Source organism: uncultured Paraglaciecola sp., from assembly GCF_913020055.1.
Classification (GTDB): domain Bacteria; phylum Pseudomonadota; class Gammaproteobacteria; order Enterobacterales; family Alteromonadaceae; genus Paraglaciecola.
In genome coordinates, this window is record NZ_CAJWCF010000083.1 from 1 (window position 1) to 21,438 (window position 21,438).

General features: G+C 39.4%; 18 protein-coding genes, 4 tRNA genes and 1 pseudogene. 20 read left to right on the forward strand and 3 right to left on the reverse strand.

Features of this window, described 5'->3' with window-relative positions:
* Positions 1-567 precede the first annotated feature (567 nt).
* The 3 genes from QZ488_RS16075 to QZ488_RS16085 form a co-directional block, all read right to left on the reverse strand.
* A complete protein-coding gene (locus QZ488_RS16075) occupies positions 568-1,755 on the reverse strand; it encodes a nucleotidyltransferase family protein (RefSeq protein WP_293750648.1) in 1,188 nt (395 codons plus the stop codon).
* Positions 1,752-2,948, reverse strand: coding sequence for a hypothetical protein (locus QZ488_RS16080; protein WP_293750650.1), 1,197 nt, complete (start codon positions 2,946-2,948; stop codon positions 1,752-1,754). The genes QZ488_RS16075 and QZ488_RS16080 overlap by 4 nt, the downstream gene beginning before the upstream one ends.
* 118 nt (positions 2,949-3,066) lie before the next feature.
* Positions 3,067-3,258 (reverse strand): hypothetical protein, encoded by a 192-nt coding sequence (locus QZ488_RS16085; RefSeq protein WP_293750652.1) that lies wholly within the window; start codon positions 3,256-3,258, stop codon positions 3,067-3,069.
* Between the two features lie 280 nt (positions 3,259-3,538).
* Here QZ488_RS16085 and QZ488_RS16090 point away from each other — a divergent pair, with 280 nt between their 5' ends.
* From QZ488_RS16090 to QZ488_RS16185, 20 genes and pseudogenes are all read left to right on the forward strand, one after another.
* A complete protein-coding gene (locus tag QZ488_RS16090) occupies positions 3,539-4,738 on the forward strand; it encodes a hypothetical protein (protein WP_293750654.1) in 1,200 nt (399 codons plus the stop codon).
* Positions 4,735-5,835 carry a glycosyltransferase gene (locus QZ488_RS16095; RefSeq protein WP_293750656.1) on the forward strand — a complete coding sequence of 367 codons (1,101 nt, stop codon included), beginning with the start codon at positions 4,735-4,737 and terminating at the stop codon, positions 5,833-5,835. The genes QZ488_RS16090 and QZ488_RS16095 overlap by 4 nt, the downstream gene beginning before the upstream one ends.
* A 14-nt stretch (positions 5,836-5,849) precedes the next feature.
* Complete coding sequence (gene wzy / locus QZ488_RS16100) at positions 5,850-7,244, forward strand: O-antigen polysaccharide polymerase Wzy (RefSeq protein WP_293750658.1); 1,395 nt, start codon at positions 5,850-5,852, stop codon at positions 7,242-7,244.
* Between the two features lie 88 nt (positions 7,245-7,332).
* Positions 7,333-8,523: a glycosyltransferase gene (locus QZ488_RS16105; protein WP_293750660.1), complete on the forward strand. Its 1,191-nt coding sequence runs from the start codon at positions 7,333-7,335 to the stop codon at positions 8,521-8,523.
* Positions 8,501-9,679 (forward strand): glycosyltransferase family 4 protein, encoded by a 1,179-nt coding sequence (locus QZ488_RS16110; protein ID WP_293750662.1) that lies wholly within the window; start codon positions 8,501-8,503, stop codon positions 9,677-9,679. The genes QZ488_RS16105 and QZ488_RS16110 overlap by 23 nt, the downstream gene beginning before the upstream one ends.
* On the forward strand, positions 9,672-10,286 hold the full coding sequence (locus QZ488_RS16115) for a sugar transferase (RefSeq protein WP_293750664.1): 615 nt from the start codon (positions 9,672-9,674) through the stop codon (positions 10,284-10,286). Before QZ488_RS16110 ends, QZ488_RS16115 begins: the two co-directional genes overlap by 8 nt.
* Complete coding sequence (locus QZ488_RS16120; RefSeq protein ID WP_293750666.1) at positions 10,279-10,917, forward strand: acetyltransferase; 639 nt, start codon at positions 10,279-10,281, stop codon at positions 10,915-10,917. The genes QZ488_RS16115 and QZ488_RS16120 overlap by 8 nt, the downstream gene beginning before the upstream one ends.
* A gap of 29 nt (positions 10,918-10,946) precedes the next feature.
* Positions 10,947-12,131, forward strand: coding sequence for a DegT/DnrJ/EryC1/StrS aminotransferase family protein (locus QZ488_RS16125; protein ID WP_293750668.1), 1,185 nt, complete (start codon positions 10,947-10,949; stop codon positions 12,129-12,131).
* A complete protein-coding gene (locus QZ488_RS16130) occupies positions 12,131-13,978 on the forward strand; it encodes a nucleoside-diphosphate sugar epimerase/dehydratase (protein ID WP_293750670.1) in 1,848 nt (615 codons plus the stop codon). The genes QZ488_RS16125 and QZ488_RS16130 overlap by 1 nt, the downstream gene beginning before the upstream one ends.
* A 185-nt stretch (positions 13,979-14,163) precedes the next feature.
* Positions 14,164-15,390 carry a hypothetical protein gene (locus tag QZ488_RS16135; protein WP_293750672.1) on the forward strand — a complete coding sequence of 409 codons (1,227 nt, stop codon included), beginning with the start codon at positions 14,164-14,166 and terminating at the stop codon, positions 15,388-15,390.
* Positions 15,372-15,899, forward strand: a complete 528-nt coding sequence (locus QZ488_RS16140) for a polysaccharide biosynthesis/export family protein (RefSeq protein ID WP_293750674.1) — start codon at positions 15,372-15,374, stop codon at positions 15,897-15,899. The genes QZ488_RS16135 and QZ488_RS16140 overlap by 19 nt, the downstream gene beginning before the upstream one ends.
* Positions 15,896-18,016 carry a polysaccharide biosynthesis tyrosine autokinase gene (locus QZ488_RS16145; protein ID WP_293750676.1) on the forward strand — a complete coding sequence of 707 codons (2,121 nt, stop codon included), beginning with the start codon at positions 15,896-15,898 and terminating at the stop codon, positions 18,014-18,016. The genes QZ488_RS16140 and QZ488_RS16145 overlap by 4 nt, the downstream gene beginning before the upstream one ends.
* Before the next feature lie 84 nt (positions 18,017-18,100).
* Complete coding sequence (gene murB / locus QZ488_RS16150) at positions 18,101-19,099, forward strand: UDP-N-acetylmuramate dehydrogenase (protein WP_293750679.1); 999 nt, start codon at positions 18,101-18,103, stop codon at positions 19,097-19,099.
* Positions 19,096-20,070 carry a bifunctional biotin--[acetyl-CoA-carboxylase] ligase/biotin operon repressor BirA gene (birA, locus tag QZ488_RS16155; RefSeq protein ID WP_293750691.1) on the forward strand — a complete coding sequence of 325 codons (975 nt, stop codon included), beginning with the start codon at positions 19,096-19,098 and terminating at the stop codon, positions 20,068-20,070. The genes murB and birA overlap by 4 nt, the downstream gene beginning before the upstream one ends.
* Positions 20,054-20,773 carry a type III pantothenate kinase gene (locus QZ488_RS16160; protein ID WP_293750695.1) on the forward strand — a complete coding sequence of 240 codons (720 nt, stop codon included), beginning with the start codon at positions 20,054-20,056 and terminating at the stop codon, positions 20,771-20,773. The genes birA and QZ488_RS16160 overlap by 17 nt, the downstream gene beginning before the upstream one ends.
* A gap of 161 nt (positions 20,774-20,934) precedes the next feature.
* Positions 20,935-21,010, forward strand: a tRNA-Thr gene (locus tag QZ488_RS16165).
* A gap of 7 nt (positions 21,011-21,017) precedes the next feature.
* Positions 21,018-21,102: transfer RNA gene (locus tag QZ488_RS16170), tRNA-Tyr, on the forward strand.
* A gap of 31 nt (positions 21,103-21,133) precedes the next feature.
* Positions 21,134-21,207, forward strand: a tRNA-Gly gene (locus QZ488_RS16175).
* A gap of 13 nt (positions 21,208-21,220) precedes the next feature.
* Positions 21,221-21,296: transfer RNA gene (locus QZ488_RS16180), tRNA-Thr, on the forward strand.
* Between the two features lie 68 nt (positions 21,297-21,364).
* Positions 21,365-21,438, forward strand: a pseudogene (locus QZ488_RS16185) (elongation factor Tu); the annotation flags it as partial.

The window sequence follows — 21,438 nt, forward strand, 5'->3', positions numbered from 1 at the left end:
TTCCGAACTCAGAAGTGAAACACATTAGCGGCGATGGTAGTTTGGGGTTTCCCCATGCGAGAGTAGCACATTGCCAGGCTCCCAATCTGAAGAAAGGCCACCTATACAGGTGGCCTTTTTTTGCATTTGTGTGTTTATTTAATGTATTTATATGCTGGGAATGCGTAAGGATAGCCCTTACTCTAAGCGCTATCGCGTATTGCAACCCCGCGGTCAACTCGTCACGAAGTGGATTATCCGGGCACTCGCAGAGCTCGTACCGTTCCAGTGGCAGAAGCCGTGCTACTGAATGCCCCACTTCCACCCTCCTGCGAGAGTAGCACATTGCTAGACTCCCATTCTGAAGAAAGGCCACCTATACAGGTGGCTTTTTTTTTGGCTGAAATTTAGTGAAACCCACGTCCAAATAAGTTTTAAAGCAGGTGATCTCTGATCAAAACTTAGGTGGCATTCTATTTTGTTGTTTCAAATTAATGGAATAGGAGATGTTCGGAATTGGTTTTTTTAAACCTTAATGTTCGATATTCACCCTTCAAGACGTCTTACAGTTTTGCTCAATCTATGTGGCTAATCTTTATTGAAATTTCGTTTTATAAACCGAGTAAGGAATTTGGGCGTAAATAGTAAATGAAGATGTCGTTTAAAATGTTTTAACCTTCCAAATAGAATGGGGTATCTGCCATTGTTACCATATAAGTCAATAATGGTTTGTTTTTGGTAACCTCTAAAAACTTGCAGAAAATAGCCGAATTTAAGGTTGTCGCCCTGGGTTTTTGTGTATAGATCTATACAACTCAAAAAATGTTTTTGAGCATCTATATCATCTATTTTAGTGACTGGAGTAATAAGACCAAAAATTTTGTAGATAGAAAACAAAATTGAGTACAGAACTTCGGTTAAGTTTGCTCTTTGAAAGTGGTGCTCTACGACCGTCCAATCTATTTGCAGTTTGAAATTGTTGGCTAGGCTATACAAGTTAAATAGTTGTCTTAGATCTATATGATTGTCTTTAAAAGCAGAGTCGGATATTTCACTATGCGCGATTGCCAAAATAATCTGATGGGTTGGATGTAGTTGTAAAACTTCTAACTCAGGCGTAAGTGATAGTGGTATAGACTGTTGCCAAATTTCGTTGGTCTCTAGTATTTTATGACTTGATAGCGGTAAAGCCCAGCGATGAAGTTCTATGTAACATATACCATCTTTTCTAATAAGTGGTGGGGCATGATGATGCGCATCGGCTTTAATTAGTATTTCTTCGTCATCGTCTGGATTCACATAACCGTTTTCCACTAATGTAGATACGCTGTCTTCTAGTTTGCTCTCTTGTATCAATAAATCTATGTCACTCATATATCTATTGGATATGGGGTTAGCTGCGCCGTTAAATAAATTGGCTGCGCCCTTTAATAAACTTACTTTAATATCAGCGTCTAGTAACAAAGAGCAAGAAAAAATAGCCTCTTGTTGTATAGCTTCTGAACGCTGTCGATAAAACCGTTCCATTTCAGACAAGTATTCTTGCAACGTTTTAGGAATTAATAACCAAACGTCACTTTTCTTGAGACTGTTGGCTAACGCTCCAGTCAACCAGTTGTAATTGGCTAAAGCTACCAATGGGAGATAATGTTCTTCGAGTTGCAAACGTGAGAGCTGTGTCTGGGTATATTGTTGTTTCTCAGATAGCCAAGTACCCATGTCGTAGAAGGTTTGTTGGGTTATTGTAACTTGTGCTTCATCTTCATCATTATTCATTGCAGTAGCCATAATTCATCAAGTTTATCTAGGGCTTGTTGGCTGCTGGAGTAGGACAATTGATAGCAAGGTGTTTTTTCAATGAAGTTAAGAAACGCTTCAAATCCTGATTCAGTAAGTTCGAAACCTAGTTGATAGCCACTATCGGTTAGCATAGCAATGGTATCAATTACGTCTAGTGGTTTAGCTACCGCTTGAGGCTGCGCCTCTTGGGCGTTGCTCGGTTGTGTAACGAATTTTGGATTAATGAGTAAAAATTTAGCGTTATCATTTTTGCTTATGGTTTTATTAGCTTGTTTATCATTAGGCCATACATACTTTAAGCGGCGACCATCCAATCTATGCCAAGTAGGCATGTGTTTTAAATTAGGATATTGAATATCAAGACTTTTCCAACTGCCAGATTTAACTGCTATTGGCAGAGACAAAAGACATAATTCAAAATTCTTGTTAAAAGCGATGATCTCATCAGAAAATAAACCACCGTCAACACCAGCTAAAACTGCGCTCAATGTTGATTTTCCAGATCCTGATTTACCTGGTAGCAATAAAGTGCCCCGTGGAGTGCCAAGCGCTGCACCGTGAAAACAAAAAGTATAATCACTTTTTTGAAATGACAATATCTGCAATCTATCGATAATAAGAGGCATCACATGATTAAAACTAAGATCTGTTTCGACTAATAATCCGTTAGAAAAAATCTGATAATTATCGTCACTTATAGCAATGGAAATAACAAAATCTACTTTAATTGAAGAACAGCGGCAAGGTGATAAAAGCGCTTGGATTGCTATAAATAAATCTTCATCCTTAGTGTCGATAGAAAAGATGGTATCAGCAACTTGGAAGTACGCTACTTGGATGTGGTTGATTAATTTTACTTGCTTTGGGCTGGCTTCAAATTCAGGATAACGCCCGGCTAAATATGTACCTTGCTGCTTGGGAGAACTAAAAAGAGTGTTTATTTGGTGATAAATGGGCTCCAGTAGTTGCTTGGATAATTGATATTCTTTGGCTATGGAATTGATTATGGATTGTTGGTTTTGGCCTTCATCTATCGAAAATAGTATGGCGATAGACAATGTGGGCAAGTGGTATAGGTTATGACTGATTTTGTGATAAACGATGCCTTTACTTTCTTCAAGGTAAAGAGATAAATGTGAAGTTTTTAGTGGGAACTTGGTTATTGGCATCCGGAATTCAGTTACCTATAATTATTTTGCCAAAGTAATTCAGAGTAACGGACTGTGCTCTCAAATAACCCCTAAATATATGATTAGGTAATTTTATCAATTAGCTAGTTTCAACTAACTAATTACATTTTTTAGTGCCATTACCACGACATGATTTTGGCGCCGCCGAGGTTCTTGGAGTCATTAGAACCGACATGGCGACAGGCGTGATTACGGCTAATTTGCCAAATTTGTTTAAGAAATCTCTACGGGTTTGATCGGTACTTACTTCAGCTGTGTTTGCGTGATGTTCATTTTTTAATTCAATCATGATTAACCTCTCTATATCTTGCACTTGTCTCCACTATACTATATCTGACAAATATTTTCGGCAGTATTAGCCATTAGTCTATACCTAACAGATGAAACTTTTAAGCGACAAGGGGCTATTTTTATGAAAAGTGAATCTTACATTTCTCTAGTAAAGACCTGTTCAACCAGTTTTAACTGTGAAGTTGTTTAAATATACTACGGATCAAGGCTGCTCACTTCCCTGCACTTGACGTTCAGTATAAACTCGCTTACCAAATAATAAAAAAGCACTGGAATTTGTGAAATTAAAGAAAGATATATTAATCACCTTATTCTCGAATCTAGTGCTAGCGTTTTCTCAATGGGTTCTAATCGCCAGTCTAAACTACTCTGGCAATATAGGCGTGGTGGGTCAGTATTCCTACGCCTTGGCTTTGGCGGGCTTTTTTCTGACTGTTGGGCAAGTGGGTCTCAGGCAATATATCTTGTCAAGCAGCATAAACGTAGATCAACTAGAACAATTGTTTGTAACGCGATTACTTGCATCGATTTTGACTTGGGGTTTACTCGTTCTCTATGCATTATTAGTCGTAGATGATATTTATTTTTGGCTGGTTTTGCTGATTGGTTTAGCCAAAATTGCTGAAAACATGTCTGATTTAGCCCATGGATTTTATCAACGTAAATTTATGGTAATGCAGATAGCGCGGTCGAGGATCGCTCGTTCAATATTCACTCCGTTAGTTTTCCTAGGTGTCTTTTTCAACACCGACAATATTTCATATGCATGTGTTGCCATGTTAATTACATGGGTAATAATTTTCATGGTGTTTGATAAAGAAGCAATGGATACAAAACAGCAAGGGCTAAATAAGGTGAATTTTGTACCTGTTATCCTTGTTAACGCTTATCCACTGGGTATTACTTCGGTTCTAGTGTTGTTGGTAGTGAGCATGCCTTTGTTTATTTTGGCAAAAATGGCCGACGACATTCAGGTTGGTCAATATGCTTCAGTTTTTTATTTTGTGACCGCCGGCAGCTTAATCATGCAATCTGTGTTGCAGGTCATCTCCCCTATTATTGTTGCTCATCTAAAAGACCGCTTACATTCGAATATTATAACCTTGGCTAAGAATTGTTATTTATTGGCAATTGCATATGGCCTAATCGGAGTGTTTTTAGCCGTATATATTGGTGAATGGGTTTTACAGCTAGTCTATGGTGACAGTTTTAATGGGTTGGGAAGCCTTGTTGTATTGGCCGCTCTAATTAACCTTGCCCTTGCTATTCAAGCCGTGGGTGGCATAGTATTGACGGCACATGGGATCTTCAAATTTCAAATGAAGGTCATGTCCTTCTCTGTATTGATTAGTGCAATAGCAGGGTATTATTGCATTATAAATTTCGGTGTTTCAGGCGCATTTTATGCTGGTCTACTTACCGCTTTAGTTATTGGTATATGTTTTGGTTTTAGGGTTATTCAAGAGTTGCGAAAATGAAAGAAAAGCGTGCGCTACATATTATAAATAGATTGAATACTGGTGGTGTGGAACGCTGGTTATTAGGCATAGCAGAGGGTTTGCAAGACAGCTCAACTCAGATTGATGTGTTAGTACACACTGAAGAGCCGAGTGAACTTGATGAATTGTTTACCAATACAGGTAGTCAAATTGTGAAGTGCCAGTATGCACGAAACCCTTTTAGTTATGCTTTTCGTTTATACAGAGTATTAAAGCGCAATCAGCCCTATGACATAGTACATAGCCATGTAGATCATTTTAGTGGTTTGGTACTTATGGTCGCATTTTTTGCAGGTGTAAGACTGCGGATTTGTCACAGCCATAGTAATCGAGAAAGCATTGAACCTAAAAAAGGTGTGCGAGCTTGGTATTTACTAGTGATGAAGTGGTTTATACGTATTTTCGCCAATAGATATGTCGCAGTCAGTAAAGAGGCGCAACGCTCACTTTATGGAAACGTTGTGCCTGAAGATAGATTGGAAATTTTATATTGCGGTATTCAACATCTGAATAATATTAAGATAAATAAAAACTTACGGGCAGAACTCGGGCTCAGCGATAGTACTTTAGTTGTCGGCCATGTTGGCCGATTATCAGAGCCCAAAAACCATACTTTTCTTTTAAAGATTTTTGCAACATTGATAACTAAAGTTTACGCGACTTTGGTTTTGGTTGGTGACGGTGAATTAAGAGAAGAAATCGAAAGTGAAATTGTTGAACTAAAGATATCTGACAGAGTTAAAATTCTAGGCATGAGATCTGATGCGGTCGATATTATGGCGTCGGCATTTGATGTTATGTTGTTTCCCTCCTTATACGAAGGCTTACCATTAACTGTTGTTGAAGCTCAGGTTGCTGGAGTTCCCATCCTTGTTGCCGATAACATTACCAAAGAAGCTGGATTTGACAGTCAATATGTACAGTATGCCTCTTTGCTTGATTCAACAGATGTTTGGTCAAACAAGCTATTGGAGATGAAAAAGTATTCTGATATCAGCATATTGCAGCAAAAATTCAAAGAAACAGATTTTTATATGCCGAACCACATCAAAAAGCTAGAGCAACTTTATAAATAGTCACAGGTATTCCTATGGCCCAAAATAATGTGAGCATTTATAGTGTTATTTTTGTCAATACGCTCATTTGCCTGCTCACTATGTTTTATCGTCTGGTGGGTGCCGATGCCAACCTTGACCAGCTTCTTATTGTTCAAAGTGTATCCTTTCTTAGTTTGATACTATTTCATTCCTATGCTTGGTTTAAGCATGGTGGAAGTGATTTGTCATTGGCTTATTTATTCTTCTTAATGGTATTTATTTTTAACGGCGGTAAAGCGTTGTTATTCATATTTTATCAGGGCTATGAAGAGCCCTTTTTTACTTTTTTTAACGGAAATGACTACCAAGTGGTTGTTAGGGCTTTTGAGTATTCTTATGTAGGCATGTTCGTTATGTCTAGTGCCATGTTACTTAATATGAACGAGGCTCCTGATAAAAAAACGCCAGCCAGTGATAATCAGATTTTAGCCGCCAAGGTTACCGGCATATTGTTTCTTGCCGTTTCCTTACCTGCTGCAATTTATGATTTGCAAAGTATGTTAATCAAGGTGATTTCTGGTGGGTACTTTGCATTATTTAGTAGTGAGCAAAGTTTTGGAGCAAGCGGTATTGTAAAGGTTCTTGGCTTTTTCTTATTTCCGGCATTCTATATTACCCTGATTGCCTTTCGTGAAAATAAGCTAGTTATCACCTCTGTATGGATACTTGCCGCAATATTCACCGTCGCTAAGTTAGCTATGGGGGCTAGGCTAGTCGCTCTGGTTCCTTTTTTAATTATGCTCAGTCTTTGGGATGTTAGCATTAAGCAAATAGGCCGAAAAATCATCTACCTGTCGGGTGTTGGTATGGTTGCGGTTGTATTTCCGGCCTTATCCCTGTTGAGGGTAGGTAAGGAGTTGGATGGTGAGGGAGGGATCGGCGCTTCGATTTTTACTATTATCAAGGAAATGTCAGATAGTATGAGTCCACTTGTATGGATCATGCAACGGGTGCCATCGAAAATGGACTTCCAATACGGAGATAGCTTTTTATTGGCAACCAGTACCGCGATTCCAAATCTCTTTTGGGACGCCCATCCAGCGCAAAAAGGTAGTTTAGCATTGTGGCTTGCGCGAGAAGTGGACCCATGGATAGCAAAACAAGGAGGGGGGTTTGGATTTTCAATATTTGCAGAATTCTATTTAAATTTTTATTGGTTTGGAATGATTATTCTTTTTTTAACTACTATCCTTATCTCCAAACTTGCAAAAGTGAGAGAAAACCCAATTAACTCTGCCTTTTGTTTTAGTTGCTTTTTAGGGCTTATGTTGTGGCCTCGAGGAGAACTTGTTGCTGTTGCTAGGTTTATACTATGGAATGTTGGCATTCCTTGGTTATGCTATCAGTTTTTGGTTTCTGTATTTTCTAGATATAATAAGGAAAAATAGCTTTGTTGATGTTGCAGTACCAATTATATTTGGATTCTCAGAGGCAGCCGTCTTTATTTTTAGTCTATAAACCAAAAGAATAATAACAATGGAATTAGTGGTTACCTGTGAATTTCGCTTTTACCGCACACCGGATCAAAAAGTTTGGACAAGTAGTGCCTTTTTATATCAATTTTGGCAGCGATATTTGACATCCTTTGAACGGGTAATTGCTGTTGCACGTATTCAAGATGTTGAAACAGCTGAAACGAATTGGCAGTTATCAAGCGGCGACAATGTTGAGTTTGTAGCCTTGCCTTACTACGTTGGATTTACTGGTTTACTTCGAAATTTGGCTAAAATCCGTCAGGTCATCAATTCGGTTGCCACACCAGAAAGAGGGTTGATTTACAGAGTACCTTCTCAATCGGCTATGTTAGCCAGTTTTGGACGTGGCAAACAATACGGTTATGCGCTCGAAGTAGTAGGTGACCCTTTCGATGTGTTTAATGCTGGTATTACCAATGGATTGCTTGACAAGATACTCGCTTGGGTAAGCTATCAGGGCTTAAAAAGCATGGCAAACAATGCGTTAGGGAGTTGTTATGTAACAAAAGAATATTTACAAAAGCGATATCCGGTTAAGCAGGGAGCACTTTCAGTTGGCTGCTCAGATATTGAGTTACCTGTTGCAAGTTTCTCATCAGGGGCTAGAGTTTTCACCAGCACTGGGAAAAACATCGTTTTTGTTGGTTCATTTTCGCAGTTATACAAAGGGCCTGATTTACTTCTTCGTTCCATCGCTAAACTTAAACAGCAGGGCGCAATCTATCATGTGACTATGTTAGGTGGTGGCTTGTACCTCGACGACATGAAGGTGTTAGCAAAATCCTTAGGCTGTTTTGAGCAGATTAATTTCGTTGGAGAGGTTGGTCATAAAGAGGTGATTAAATATTTGGATTCGGCAGATTTGTTTGCAATGCCTTCAAGAACAGAAGGACTACCAAGAGCGTTGATCGAGGCGATGGCAAGAGCATTGCCTTGTATTGCTTCGAGTGTAGGAGGGATCCCCGAATTGTTAGCAGATGATTTTTTAGTGCCGAGTAATGATTGGCAAAGTCTGGCGAAAAGTATCCACCGCTTGATGTCATCTCAAGAGCTCCTCACTCAAGCTTCCGAGCAAAATTATCAGTGTGCAAAAACCTATGAGTATGAGTTACTAGCCACACAGCGCGAAGGTTTCTATCAGTCCTATTTCCAATTAAAGAAGAGTTTATATGAAAGTTCTGCACCTTCTTAAGACATCCATTGGTGCCAGTTGGGCCCTAAGGCAAACAACTGAACTCGTGAAGCTCGGAGTAGAGGTACACTTGGCTCTACCTGAAGGTCCTATGGTGGAAAAATATAGGCAAGCAGGTGTGTCTGTACATATTTTTGATCCCTCGGTTAATATTCGCCAACCTTGGAAGAACATAGGCCAAATTAAAGCATTGCGAAAATTGGTTGAAAACGTTAAACCGGATATTATTCATAGTCATTTTGTTGCCTCCACTTTGCTAATGCGTTTAGCCTTAAGAAAGGTATCTATCCCTAGAATTTTTCATGTTCCTGGGCCTTTGCATTTGGAACACCGAATATTTCGCAACATAGAAATAGGTCTTGCGACTAAAGACGATTATTGGTTGGCATCCTGTTTGTGGACAAAAAGAAAATACTTATCTTGTGGAATACAAGAATCACATGTTGGTCTAGCTTATTATGGTGTGAATGAAGAAGATTTTTTATTTGCAAACCCAACAACCGATACCTTAAAGAAACAATTAAAACTACCAGAGGACAGTTTTGTAATCGGCATGGTCGCTTATTTTTATGCACCTAAAAAGCACCTTGGACAAAAAAGGGGATTAAAAGGTCATGAAGACCTAATAGATGCAGTTGCGGTTGTGCAAAAGACTTATCCTCAAGTGAAATGTATATTTGTTGGGGGGCCCTGGGGTAACACTGAAAATTATTTCAACCAAGTCAAAGAGTATGCCCGAGAAAAAACCGGTGATAGCTGTATTTTCCTAGGTTTGCGCAAAGATGTGCCGCAGTTGTATCCACAGTTTGACCTTGCAGTGCATCCATCACATTCTGAGAATGTAGGCGGCGCGGTAGAATCTATGTATGCGGGCGTTGCTACCCTTAGTTCTGATGTTGGGGGGTTTCCAGATTTGGTTGAAGATGGTATTACCGGCTATATGGCACCTGCCAAAGATCCTGCGGCATTGGCTAAGAAAATCATTCAGGCAATTTCTCACCCAATAGAGAGGCTGGAGTATGTTAAGAATGCCAGTAAAAAAGTATCTGAAGTAATGAATGTACAACATAATGCTAAACAAGTTTATGACTACTATACCCATGTGTTAACTGACTATCTTGGGGCGCAAGAAAATTTAAGGAAAACAAATGATTAAGCGGTTTTTCGATCTTTTCGCCAGTCTAAGTTTGTTAATTTTGATCTGGCCACTGCTATTATTGTTAGCAGTGCTGGTAAGAATAAATTTGGGTTCTCCAATATTATTTTCTCAAGCTCGCCCTGGGAGATATGAACATGTATTCAATATGCATAAGTTTAGGTCAATGACCGATGCAAAAGATGAACATGGAGAGCTTCAATCGGATGATAAACGATTGACCCGTTTTGGTAAGTTTTTACGTAATAGTAGTTTAGATGAGTTGCCAGGTTTACTCAGTGTCATAAAAGGCGATATTAGTTTAGTTGGGCCTAGACCATTATTGGTGGAATATTTACCTTTATACACTACCCAGCAAGCTCGAAGACATGAGGTTCGGCCAGGCATAACTGGCTGGGCTCAAGTCAATGGGCGTAATGCATTATCTTGGGAGCAGAAATTCGAATTTGATGTTTGGTACGTGGAAAATCAGTCATTGTGGTTGGATATAAAAATTTTGTTTATGACAGTATTCAAAGTCTTGAAAAGAAGTGATATTAGTCATGTTGGTGAAGCCACTATGAGTAAATTTGAAGGATCGAAGGCATCGGAGAAACCAATTGACTAAACGCTTAGTAATTATCGGCGCCGGAGGCCATGGAAAAGTTGTCGCAGATTGCGCGCTAGCCATGGGGGCTTTTTCTGAAATAGTATTTTTGGACGGTTTATACCCAGAAATAACCAAAGTTGAACATTGGTCTGTAATAGGCAATGCAGATAACTTATCTGCATTTGCAGATCCAAGTTCAGTATTTTTTGTCGCTATTGGTAATAATCAAACGCGCGGCAAGGTGATGACGGAATTAGATAAAGTTGGGGGGGAAATAACAACTCTGATTCACCCTTCTGCAGTGATCAGTCCTTATGCTACTATTGGAGAAGGCACGTTGGTGTGTGCTAACGTGGCAATAAATATTGCCACGAATATTGGCCAAGGGTGCATCATTAATACATCTAGCAGCGTAGATCACGACTGCATAATTGGTGATTACGTGCATCTAGCACCAGGGACTAAATTGGCTGGGTCAATCAACATTGGCGAATATAGTTTTGTTGGTATAGGAGCTGTTATTATTCAATGCTTAGCGATAGGGAAACATTGCATTTTGGGAGCGGGAAGTACCCTGTTGGAAGATTTAGTCGACGGCTCAGTAGCAGTCGGTATACCAGCAAAAATTATAAAAATTAACGTGACTTAAATTACAATAAATTTACGAGGCTTCTTGCAATGTTAAACGGTCCTTTTTCACCTTGGCCAGATTTTGATGATGATGAAAAACAAGCTGTATTGGAAGTGCTTGATTCTAATAAAGTGAATTATTGGACGGGACAAAAAGGGCGAGAGTTTGAAAAACTATTCGCTGCTTATTTTGAATGCAAATATGCTATTGCTGTGGCTAATGGCACAGTAGCATTAGATTTGGCATGGCAAGCGTTAGACTTACCCAAAGGCAGTGAAGTCATAGTCACATCACGGACTTTTATCGCTTCAATTTCTTCTATCGTATTAGCAGGATTAACCCCAGTCTTTGCGGATCTTGATCGTGATACGCAAAACATTACTGCAGATACAATTAGGCCTCACGTAGGAAGTAAAACCTCCGCCATTTTATGTGTGCATTTGGCAGGATGGCCTTGTGAGATGGACGACATTATTACCTTTGCTAAAGAACATGATTTATTTGTGGTGGAAGATTGCGCGCAGGCACATGGAGCCAAATACAAAGGTAAACCAGTGGGTGGATTAGGCGATATAGCATCATGGTCGTTTTGTCAGGATAAAATCATGACCACGGCCGGCGAAGGTGGCATGGTCACTACAAATAATAAAGAGTTATGGAAAAAAGTATGGTCTTTCAAAGATCATGGAAAGTCTTGGGAGGCAATATACGAAAAAGATCATCCTCCTGGTTTTAGATGGTTACATGAATCCTTTGGTACTAACTGGCGGATGCTTGAAATTCAAGCTGTAGTTGGACTTAAACAGTTGGAGAAAATGCCAGCTTGGACTGAGAATCGTAGAAAATATTCAGAACAGATATTCGCTACCGCGGAAAGTTGTTCTGCACTTCGTGTACCTAAAGTGCCTGATTATATCGAACATGCATTTTACAAATGTTATGTTTTTGTTGAGCCAGATAAATTAAATGCAGGATGGGATAGAGACAGAATTATTTCTGAACTTAGTAAGTTGGATGTACCTTGTTTCTCTGGTTCGTGTTCTGAAGTTTATAAAGAAAAAGCTTTCGACAATACTGGCTACCGACCTAAAAACTTGTTAGTTAATGCAGTTGAACTTGGTGCTACTTCATTGATGTTTCTTGTTCACCCAACACTTAAGCAAGCAGAAATCGATAAGTGCTGTATGGCACTTACTCTTGTTATGAAAAGCGCATCTAAAGAGGTCCAATAATGGAGTTCAACCAACTGTTTGAACTTAGCCCGCGAAAGAAACTGGCGATTACTATATCTTGGGATTTCTTAGCGCTGTTAGTTGCCAATCTATTTGCGTTTTGGATAAGATTTGGCATTGTTAGTTGGGATTTTTCTCTTATAGATGCTGTTGTTATTGCATTGAACATAGCCTTTGCATTAACGTTGTTAACCATGTTTGGCTACTATAAACAGATGATCCGTTATATAGGGCTAAAAACAATTCAAAAAGCGTTACTCGTTTTAGCTGCGTCAGCCTTGTTTTTGCTGGCGGCTAAAGTTGCTTTTGACGTCATGATACCTGTTTCTGTACCAATTATTTATTGGACGGTAGCATCTACCTTAGTGATTGCCCCGCGCTTTTTAATGCAAGCTTCTGCACAGTCTCAAAATTATAAAATGCGCGAAAAATGTTTGATTTTTGGTGCAGCGGAAGCAGGACGTTCATTAGTTCAAACCTTGAAAATGGGCACCGAATTACAACCTATCGCGTTTATTGATGATAAGAAGCAATACCAAAATAAACAAATACTTGGGTTACCTGTAGGCCGTCGTGAAGATATTCCATATTACGTAAAGCAATTTGGCGTAAGTAAGATGTTACTGGCCGTGCATAATACGTCATCAGAAAGACGCAAAGAATTAATTATTGAACTTGAACCCTATGCAATCGAACTGCTTAGTATTCCAAATATTCAGGATTTGTTATCAGGCAAAAGTAAAATTGACGAACTTCACGAAATTAAAATTGAAGAGTTGTTAGGTAGAGAGCCAGTTCCACCAATTACTCATTTGCTTGATATCAATATTCGTGGCAAAAATGTATTGGTTACTGGTGCCGGGGGGTCTATTGGTAGTGAGTTATGTCGGCAATTGGTTAAGTCAGCTCCGTCAAAATTAGTGCTCTTTGAATTATCGGAATTTAACTTATACCAAATAGAAAATGAATTAAAACAACATTATTTTGATATTCCTATGGTGCCTATTCTCTCCAGCATCCAAGATACTGAATTGTTAAGAAGTGTCATGGATGACCATAAAATCCAAACTATTTATCATGCTGCAGCATACAAACATGTGCCTATGGTGGAATCTAATCCGTTGGCCGGCATTCGTAATAATGTGTTCGGTACCTCTAACGTTGCTTTAGTCGCTGCTGAATATGATGTAGAGAAGTTTGTTCTAATATCTACAGATAAAGCTGTCAGGCCCACCAATATCATGGGCGCGACAAAACGTTTTGCAGAACTTTATATTCAGGGAATTGCAGAGTTAGGTTCAAACACAGAATATTCAATCGTAAGATTTGGCAATGTATTAGGCTCGTCAGGCTCAGTGGTTCCGTTATTTACTAAACAGATAAAGGCGGGTGGGCCCATCACTGTGACGCACCCAGACATCACACGGTTTTTTATGACTATTCCAGAAGCTGCACAATTAGTCATCCAAGCTGGCGCTATGGGTAGTAAAGGTGAAGTCTTTGTTTTAGATATGGGCAATTCCGTCAAAATAGTCGATTTAGCCAACAAAATGGCTCACCTTATGGGGCATAGCCTTAAGACGATTGACAATCCTAATGGTGATATTGAACTAAAATTTTCAGGATTAAGACCAGGTGAAAAACTGTATGAAGAGCTGCTCATTGATGATGCTGATACTACAACTGAGCATCCTCGAATTATGGGAGCCGATGAGACAAAACTACCGTTTGAAGAAGTGATTCTATTATTTGATGAGTTAAATCGTCTGTTGCTAGAACATAACGCATCTGGAGCAAAAGCTTTGTTACAAAAAGCGCCACTTGGTTATTCACCATCTAAGCACTAACTTTTTATGGGCAATTCAGATTATCAAATGAATTAATGTATCATTCTTAATTCGCTACAGTTTGAAGTATTTTACTAAACATCTTCATAAACAATCAAAAAGCTAAAATCACCTGTTTTAGCTTTTTCTGTTTAGGCCGATATCAATGCTAGGTGCCAGTTTTTGGTTAACAGCAAAGGCGCTAAATGAACGATAACCTTTTTGGAAAAATGATGGCTAAAATTTGTAATGGCAATTCCTTAGTTTTATTCGTCGCACTAGGAATTGCTTTCAATGGCATGGCATTCGGACAAGTTAAGTCGATTGATAAAAATGCTTCTCCGCTGGTGACTGAAGTTAATGTGACAAGCACAGATAACTTAAATCCCACCGTGAGTGAAAAAAGTAATGCAATTGGTGTGGGTCTTAAAGCGTCTGGCCAGCTTGTTACATCTGGTGAGGGAAATCTGTTGATGCTCAGCTATGGAGCACAGCTTGAACGTTATAACCTTAATGATTCTCCTGTTTTACTCTCTACTGAATATGATTTTGCATCCTATGAAGGCGCATTGCTGGGACGTTTTTTTATTACTAAAGCTTGGTATGTCGACACCGAATTAGAGCATTCTAAAAAGGACCAAAAGTTTGGTTTTGGCTTGTCTAATTTACGTAATGATGTGTTGCTCGCCGATGAACGGACTGAGAATAAGGCCTCAATTAATTTACTTTATGGCAATGACACAACGAATCGCTCAATATCTTTTAAACTGAGCTCTGCTGATGTTAAATACGCTGATATTAATACTTACTCTTCGTTGTTCAATTATAAAGAGCAGACTTTTGATCTGAACATAGCATTTAAGCAATCGTCGCTTACTCGATGGTTACTTAGCTTTGAAGCCACTGATGATAATTACGAATCTGATTTTCGAGAAGATAGCCGATTATATCGCTTATTATTGGGTGTAGATTGGCGACCCTCGGGTAAATCAAAGTTTCAAGCATTATTCGGAGCCTACCGGCGAGAACCAGACAATGACGAGGCAAGTACTGACTTATCTTGGGCCATAGACTACTACTATCAAGCCAGACAAGACGTCTTGTTTACCCTTCGCTCTTACCGACTCTCAGCTGTAGGTCAAAGTGAATTCAGTAGTGATAGTGTAGATAGTAGTTTGGCAGCAGATTTATCCTACCTTTACAGCGACCAATGGCAAATTGGAGCGAATCTTGCCTTTGACAGAAGTGAATATGAAGAGGCTTTAGTGTCCCAAGTTTTGGATGAACAGATTGGCAGAGTAAGGCTCACACTTTCGCTTAAACAACATAGTAAGGTTTGGTTTGACGTGATAGCACGACAAGTATCTTCTAGTGATAATTCGCTAGACTATCGACAAAATGAGGTCAAGTTAAGTTGGCGTTACGCATTTTAAAATTAATTTTAGGGCTGCTTTTATTGCAGACCTGTTTTTATGCCTATTCAGACGATGATCAGTTTGTAATTCGCGTGGGAGATACAATCAGCATAAAAGTGTATAACGAGTTAGATCTCACGACAAAAGCCAAGGTGGGCAATACTGGAGTTTTAAAAATTCCTTTGATTGGCGAAGTGTTGGTTGTCAATAAAACGCCTCAGCAATTAAGTAGCGAGCTGGAGGCTGCGTATCTTGATGGCTATTTGGTTGACCCAAGTGTATCTGTTGTTATTGATTCCTATCGTCCCTTTTATGTACGAGGGGCTGTTTCTTCTCCGGGGGTTTATGACTTTGATTTCGACATGAATGTAGAGCAGGCCTTGGCTTTGGCAAAAGGTCTAAAAGATCGAGCGTCTAAACGAGAGTGGTACATTATTCGAGGGACAGATAAGAGTCGGGTTAAAGTCACAAGAGAATCACGAATTTTTCCTGGTGATATCTTAGAAATTGAAGAAAGTTTATTTTGAGTATTGAAACTAAAAACGAGCATAAAAAGTCTACAGAAGTCTCCTTTGGTTTAGCTGACTTAGTCGGCTTTATATGGCAGAAAAAGTTTCGCATTATTCTGACCTCTGCAGCCATTGTCTGTGCAGGTATTTATTATATTTCGGGATTGCCGCTGATATACAGCGCCAGTAGTAGAATTGTGTTAGGTGATAATGAACCCAGCTTTAGCTTACCATCGGTAGTCTCAGACTTTGGCTATGGCGGTGAAACAATTCTAGATACTTATATCGAATTTATCCGTTCACGACAGTTCATTGGCGGGGTCGTGGATGAGATGGAATTAACCAGAACCCCTGAATTTAAATTTACCGGTGGGTCTCGTTCACCGAATGAAATGAGAGAATATGCGATTAATGTATTACTAGGCGGTCTTACATTGAATAAAATTGGTGATACCTATCTATTGAAAATCTCATTCGATTCGAAAGATCCAAAAATTGCCGCCGATGTTGCCAACTTTATAGGTCCTGCTTTTTTCGTTTATCACGCAAAGATTAACACTGAAAAGGCCAACGACACCTCAAAGTGGCTCAATGATCAGCTAGGTGGACTGGAAAACAAGTTGGTAATGGCAGAAGATGCATTGCAGGCATATATCGAGGAAAATCAACTTATAGGAGCGAATAGTCAAATTGAATTCGCTCGAGCTGAAATATTGATATTATTAGAGGAAAAATTGGCGATAGAAAAAACACTAGCGGCAGTTAAATCTTCACTTTTACAAATAGACTCTGCGGCAAATGATACAAAAATGCTGAAACGAGTTGATTACATAATAAAACATCCGATGATGGTAAACATTAGAAATAATTTATTAGCTAGTCAGCAAGCCTTTTTTCAAATCTCTAAGCGTTATAAGAGCAAACATCATCGTTACATAGCAGCACATGCGGCAATCAAAAAGCTGGAAAGTGAAGAGCGGCAACTAATTGAGCAATTGGTTGCCGGCCTTAGGCAAAATTTATCAACCTATGAGCAGCGTTTAGAGTCGTTAAACGGTCAAATGGATAAAGCAGAGCAAAAACATAGTGAGTTGAGTCGTTATGAATTACAACTTACCAAATTGCGTCGAGAAATTGACTCAACGCAAACGCTGTATGAAGTCTTTGTTAGCCGCTTGCAAGAAACACAAATGCTAAAAGATTTGGGAAAAACCAATCAGTTCTCGGTAGTTGACTATGCGAGCATACCAACTTATCCAAGCAAACCGCGAAAATTGATGTTGTTAGTTGTTGTGTGTCTGTTTGCAGTGGTGTTTAGCAGTGGGGTGTGGTTACTACTGCATTTAATAAGTGACAAGCAAACCCGATTGCGAAATCTGCTTATCAATTTGGACGTCACAGTTTTAACTCAAGTGTCAAAATATAAAAAAATAAAACTGAAAAAAGGATTCGTTGGCTCTACTAAAAAAGATAAAAATTATGAGTACTCTGAGTCCATTCGATCGTTAAGAGCTGAAATTTCTTATGGTGCGGGGGATACTCCCATTCGTTCTATTGCGATAACCAGAGTAAAAGGCAGTAAAACTAAATCTAATATAGGTATTGATTTAGCAGAATCTTTTGGACATTTAGAAAAATCGATTCTTGTTGATGCTGATATGCGTCAACCTCATGTTGGCAGTGAATATGGTATGGAGCAACTGACTCCTGGCTTAACTAACTTCATTGGACGTAGACTCTCTTTTAGTGACTCTCACTACCGAGAAAGCGGAAGCCAATTGTCTATTATGCCAACAGGAGCTGTGCCAACTGATCCGCTGTTGTATCTATCTAAGCCTCGTTTTTCCAGCTTTGTTAAAAAATTATCTGTGCTGTATGAGCATGTTATTCTTGAAGCTCCAGAGGTCAACCTATATAGCGATATCATGGTTATAGCTAAAGTTGTTGACGGAATAGTCTTGATTTGTGACGTAGATACCACTGATAGCCCCGAATTGTTGGAAGCAGTGCAACGTCTCAGGGAATCACGTGTCCCATTACTTGGGGTCGTTTTTGAAAATGCAAAAAATGTGCGTAGCAAACTTCCTAAAAGAAGCAGAAGTAAAGATTTGATCAAGAGGATGATCAATTACTAGGCATTGATTACCCCTCCAATAGTATTGATTGGCAAAAGCCTTCATCATGAATAGAATAACCACAAAACCCAATAGGTCTCTAGTTTGCAATCCTTAACTTCTCTCCATTCATTTGGATTGTCTTGCACCGCCCAAGCATTTATTCGTATGAATCAACCTACGGATTTACATAGCTCGTTAAATTTAAAATCTTCTGCTTTTTACATATTAGGCGAGGGTAGTAACACCGTGTTTTTGGAAGACTACCAAGGTACAGTTATTAGACCGGCTTTTATGGGAGTCGACCTTAAGCACACTGATACTCACTATTTGCTCAAAGTAGGCGCTGGAGAAAATTGGCATCAATTAGTCTTGTGGTGTATGCAGAATCAAATTTATGGATTGGAAAATCTAGCATTAATACCCGGCTCTGTAGGGGCTGCGCCAATTCAGAATATTGGGGCTTATGGGGTGGAGATTGAACAATTTATACACCAAGTGGACTTTTACGATTTAAATAAACAATGCCACAAAAGTCTGAGACGACAAAGTTGTGAGTTTGCCTATCGCGACAGTGTGTTTAAAAATGACTTGGCAGATAAGGTTGTGATTACCAGTGTGACTTTTGCGATCCCTAAAATTTGGCAGGCCGTAGAGCATTATGGTGAGCTTAGAGAATTGTCTGAACCAAGTGCTATGGATATATTTAATAAAGTGATTGAAGTGCGCCAGAGTAAGCTACCAGACCCTAAGAAAATTGGTAATGCAGGGAGTTTTTTTAAAAATCCAATTATAAGTTTAGAACAGTTTCACTTACTGCAGAAAACTTGGCCGTCAATGCCAAGTTATGCCTTGGATAATATTGCAAAGGTTAAAGTCCCCGCTGCTTGGCTAATTGATACCTTAGGTTTTAAAGGTAAAAAAATAGGAGGGATCGCTTGTCATCCCAACCAGCCTTTAGTTTTAACTAATGATGGTTCAGGCACTGGAGAAGAGTTATTAGCGCTGGCTCGTAGTATTCAATCAGCAGTATCAAAGGAATTTTCTATTGAGCTTGAGAATGAAGTCAGGCTAATAGGTAAAAATGGGCCAGTTGTATTATGAGTAAATCATCAGAATTAGTGCGTGGTAACCTGCTGTCAATTTTAGCTGATAATAAATTTCACTCCGGTGAAACCTTAGGTAAAACATTAGGCATTAGCCGAGCGTCGATTTCGAATCATATTAAAGTGTTCAGTTCTTTGGGTCTAGATATCTATAGTGTGACAGGCAAAGGTTATCGCCTAGCTCAACCGTTAATGTTATTGAACCTAGACAAGATAAAAGAACACTTCTTATCGACCCATCCTGCTGAAATAGAAGTGTTGAATGTAATAGGTTCAACTAATCAATACTTAAAAGACAAATCGATAGAACTCAAGAACGGCCACACTTGTTTAGCTGAAGCACAAACTGCAGGCAGGGGACGTCATGGTCGTAAATGGGTGTCTCCCTATGCAGCCAGTCTTTATTTATCAATGCATTGGTCTTTTGCTGGTGGATATGCGGTATTGGGGGGGTTAAGTTTAGCCATAGGAGTAGCCATTGTTGATGCGTTAAATCAATGTGGTGTGAAAGGCGTGCAATTAAAGTGGCCAAATGATATTTATGCCCAAGGTAAAAAATTAGCTGGGGTTTTAATTGAAGTAGAAGGCCAAATGGGTAGCGGTTGCCAAGCTGTTATAGGTGTAGGTCTTAATGTCACCTTGCCCAAAAATATAGAAGAAATTGGCCAGCCTTGGATAGATCTTAGCCAATTAAGTGACCCCCTAATAAACCGAAATACTCTAGCGGGTACTTTGGTAAACGAGCTGACTAAAAGCCTGACTCTGTTTGAAAGCAGTGGACTTGAACCGTTTATCGCGAAGTGGCGAGCATTGGATGTTTATGCGAACCAAGGCGTTAAGCTTATCATCGGTCAGCAAACCGTCACTGGGGTCAGCAGAGGCATAGATGCAAATGGCGCTATTTTGTTGGAAACAGAGCAAGGAGTGAAGGCTTATCATGGAGGTGAAATCAGTGTCAGACCTATTTAAAGCGCTTTTGGTGGATATTGGCAATACTCAAATTAAATATGCGCTGGTTAATGAGCTCTCAGATTTGTCTGATGTTAAAAGCTGCCAACATATTAAGGATTTAGCTGCATACTCCAGTTCAGTCAAACAAGTAGTCGTTTCCTCTGTGGGACATGCCACTCTGGTGGATGAATTAGAGGCGGTATGCGAACAAGCCAAAATTCCTTTTAAGAAAATTAATACCGAAGCCAATACTTTGGGTGTGCAATGCGCTTATGAAAAATTTCAAACATTAGGAGTGGACCGGTGGTTAGCTATTTTGGCTGCCCGTGAAATAACTCAGCTACCAGTGGCGGTGTTAGATTTAGGTACAGCAAATACCTGTGACATAGTGGTGAATAATATTCATCTTGGTGGATGGATCAGCCCAGGCTTTTCTATCATGCGCGAAAGTTTGCTGAAAAATACCCAGCAGGTTTTTGCTGATACAAAAATGCCTAAGATACTAAATATAGGTAATACCACTGAAGATTGTGTGAGTTTAGGTTGTTTAGCTTCACAAGCTGGATTTGTGATGATAGCAGAGCAATATTTAAGTAATCAATATGATGACTTTTTTGTTTTAGTGACAGGTGGCGGTCAAATTTCACTCGATTTAGCAAAGAATAAAAAAATATTATTTTTTCCTAATTTAGTTTTAAGAGGACTTTTTCGTTTAATTTAGATTTTTGCATCAATAATAGGTGATGAATTTATGCGCGCAATGCATGAAAACCGCCCATTCAGTGGTTAATTTAAACAAACAGCATAAAAAATACAATTTTTTGTAAATTCCCTCTTGCACGACCCGAATCATTACTCTAATATCCGCACCCACTTGATGTAGCCGACTTAGCTCAGTTGGTAGAGCAACTGACTTGTAATCAGTAGGTCACCAGTTCGACTCCGGTAGTCGGCACCATCAATCTGGAGGGGTACCCAAGCGGTCAACGGGATCAGACTGTAAATCTGACGGCTCAGCCTTCGCAGGTTCGAATCCTGCCCCCTCCACCACTTTTGCTTGATATGGTATGAGAGCAAGTGTGCGGACGTCGTATAGTGGTAATACCTTAGCCTTCCAAGCTAAAGCTGCGAGTTCGATTCTCGCCGTCCGCTCCATCTTTAAATGATTGCTGATATGGCTCAGTTGGTAGAGCGCACCCTTGGTAAGGGTGAGGTCGGCAGTTCGAATCTGCCTATCAGCACCATTTCTTAAGATTTCTATCACACTAAAAAATTATATTATTTTTGTTAATCTACCCTGAGGTACTTTAAAATGGCTAAAGAAAAATTTGAACGTAATAAACCGCACGTTAACGTTGGTACTATCGGACACGTTGATCACGGTAA

Excerpts from the sequence above, each read along its gene's own strand:
- QZ488_RS16075 (WP_293750648.1), bottom strand. The coding sequence starts at position 1,755 with ATGAATAATGATGAAGATGAAGCACAAGTTACAATAACCCAACAAACC.
- QZ488_RS16080 (WP_293750650.1), bottom strand. The coding sequence starts at position 2,948 with ATGCCAATAACCAAGTTCCCACTAAAAACTTCACATTTATCTCTTTAC.
- QZ488_RS16085 (WP_293750652.1), bottom strand. The coding sequence starts at position 3,258 with ATGATTGAATTAAAAAATGAACATCACGCAAACACAGCTGAAGTAAGT.
- QZ488_RS16095 (WP_293750656.1), top strand. The coding sequence starts at position 4,735 with ATGAAAGAAAAGCGTGCGCTACATATTATAAATAGATTGAATACTGGT.
- wzy (WP_293750658.1), top strand. The coding sequence starts at position 5,850 with ATGGCCCAAAATAATGTGAGCATTTATAGTGTTATTTTTGTCAATACG.
- QZ488_RS16105 (WP_293750660.1), top strand. The coding sequence starts at position 7,333 with ATGGAATTAGTGGTTACCTGTGAATTTCGCTTTTACCGCACACCGGAT.
- QZ488_RS16110 (WP_293750662.1), top strand. The coding sequence starts at position 8,501 with ATGAAAGTTCTGCACCTTCTTAAGACATCCATTGGTGCCAGTTGGGCC.
- QZ488_RS16115 (WP_293750664.1), top strand. The coding sequence starts at position 9,672 with ATGATTAAGCGGTTTTTCGATCTTTTCGCCAGTCTAAGTTTGTTAATT.
- QZ488_RS16125 (WP_293750668.1), top strand. The coding sequence starts at position 10,947 with ATGTTAAACGGTCCTTTTTCACCTTGGCCAGATTTTGATGATGATGAA.
- QZ488_RS16130 (WP_293750670.1), top strand. The coding sequence starts at position 12,131 with ATGGAGTTCAACCAACTGTTTGAACTTAGCCCGCGAAAGAAACTGGCG.
- QZ488_RS16135 (WP_293750672.1), top strand. The coding sequence starts at position 14,164 with ATGAACGATAACCTTTTTGGAAAAATGATGGCTAAAATTTGTAATGGC.
- birA (WP_293750691.1), top strand. The coding sequence starts at position 19,096 with ATGAGTAAATCATCAGAATTAGTGCGTGGTAACCTGCTGTCAATTTTA.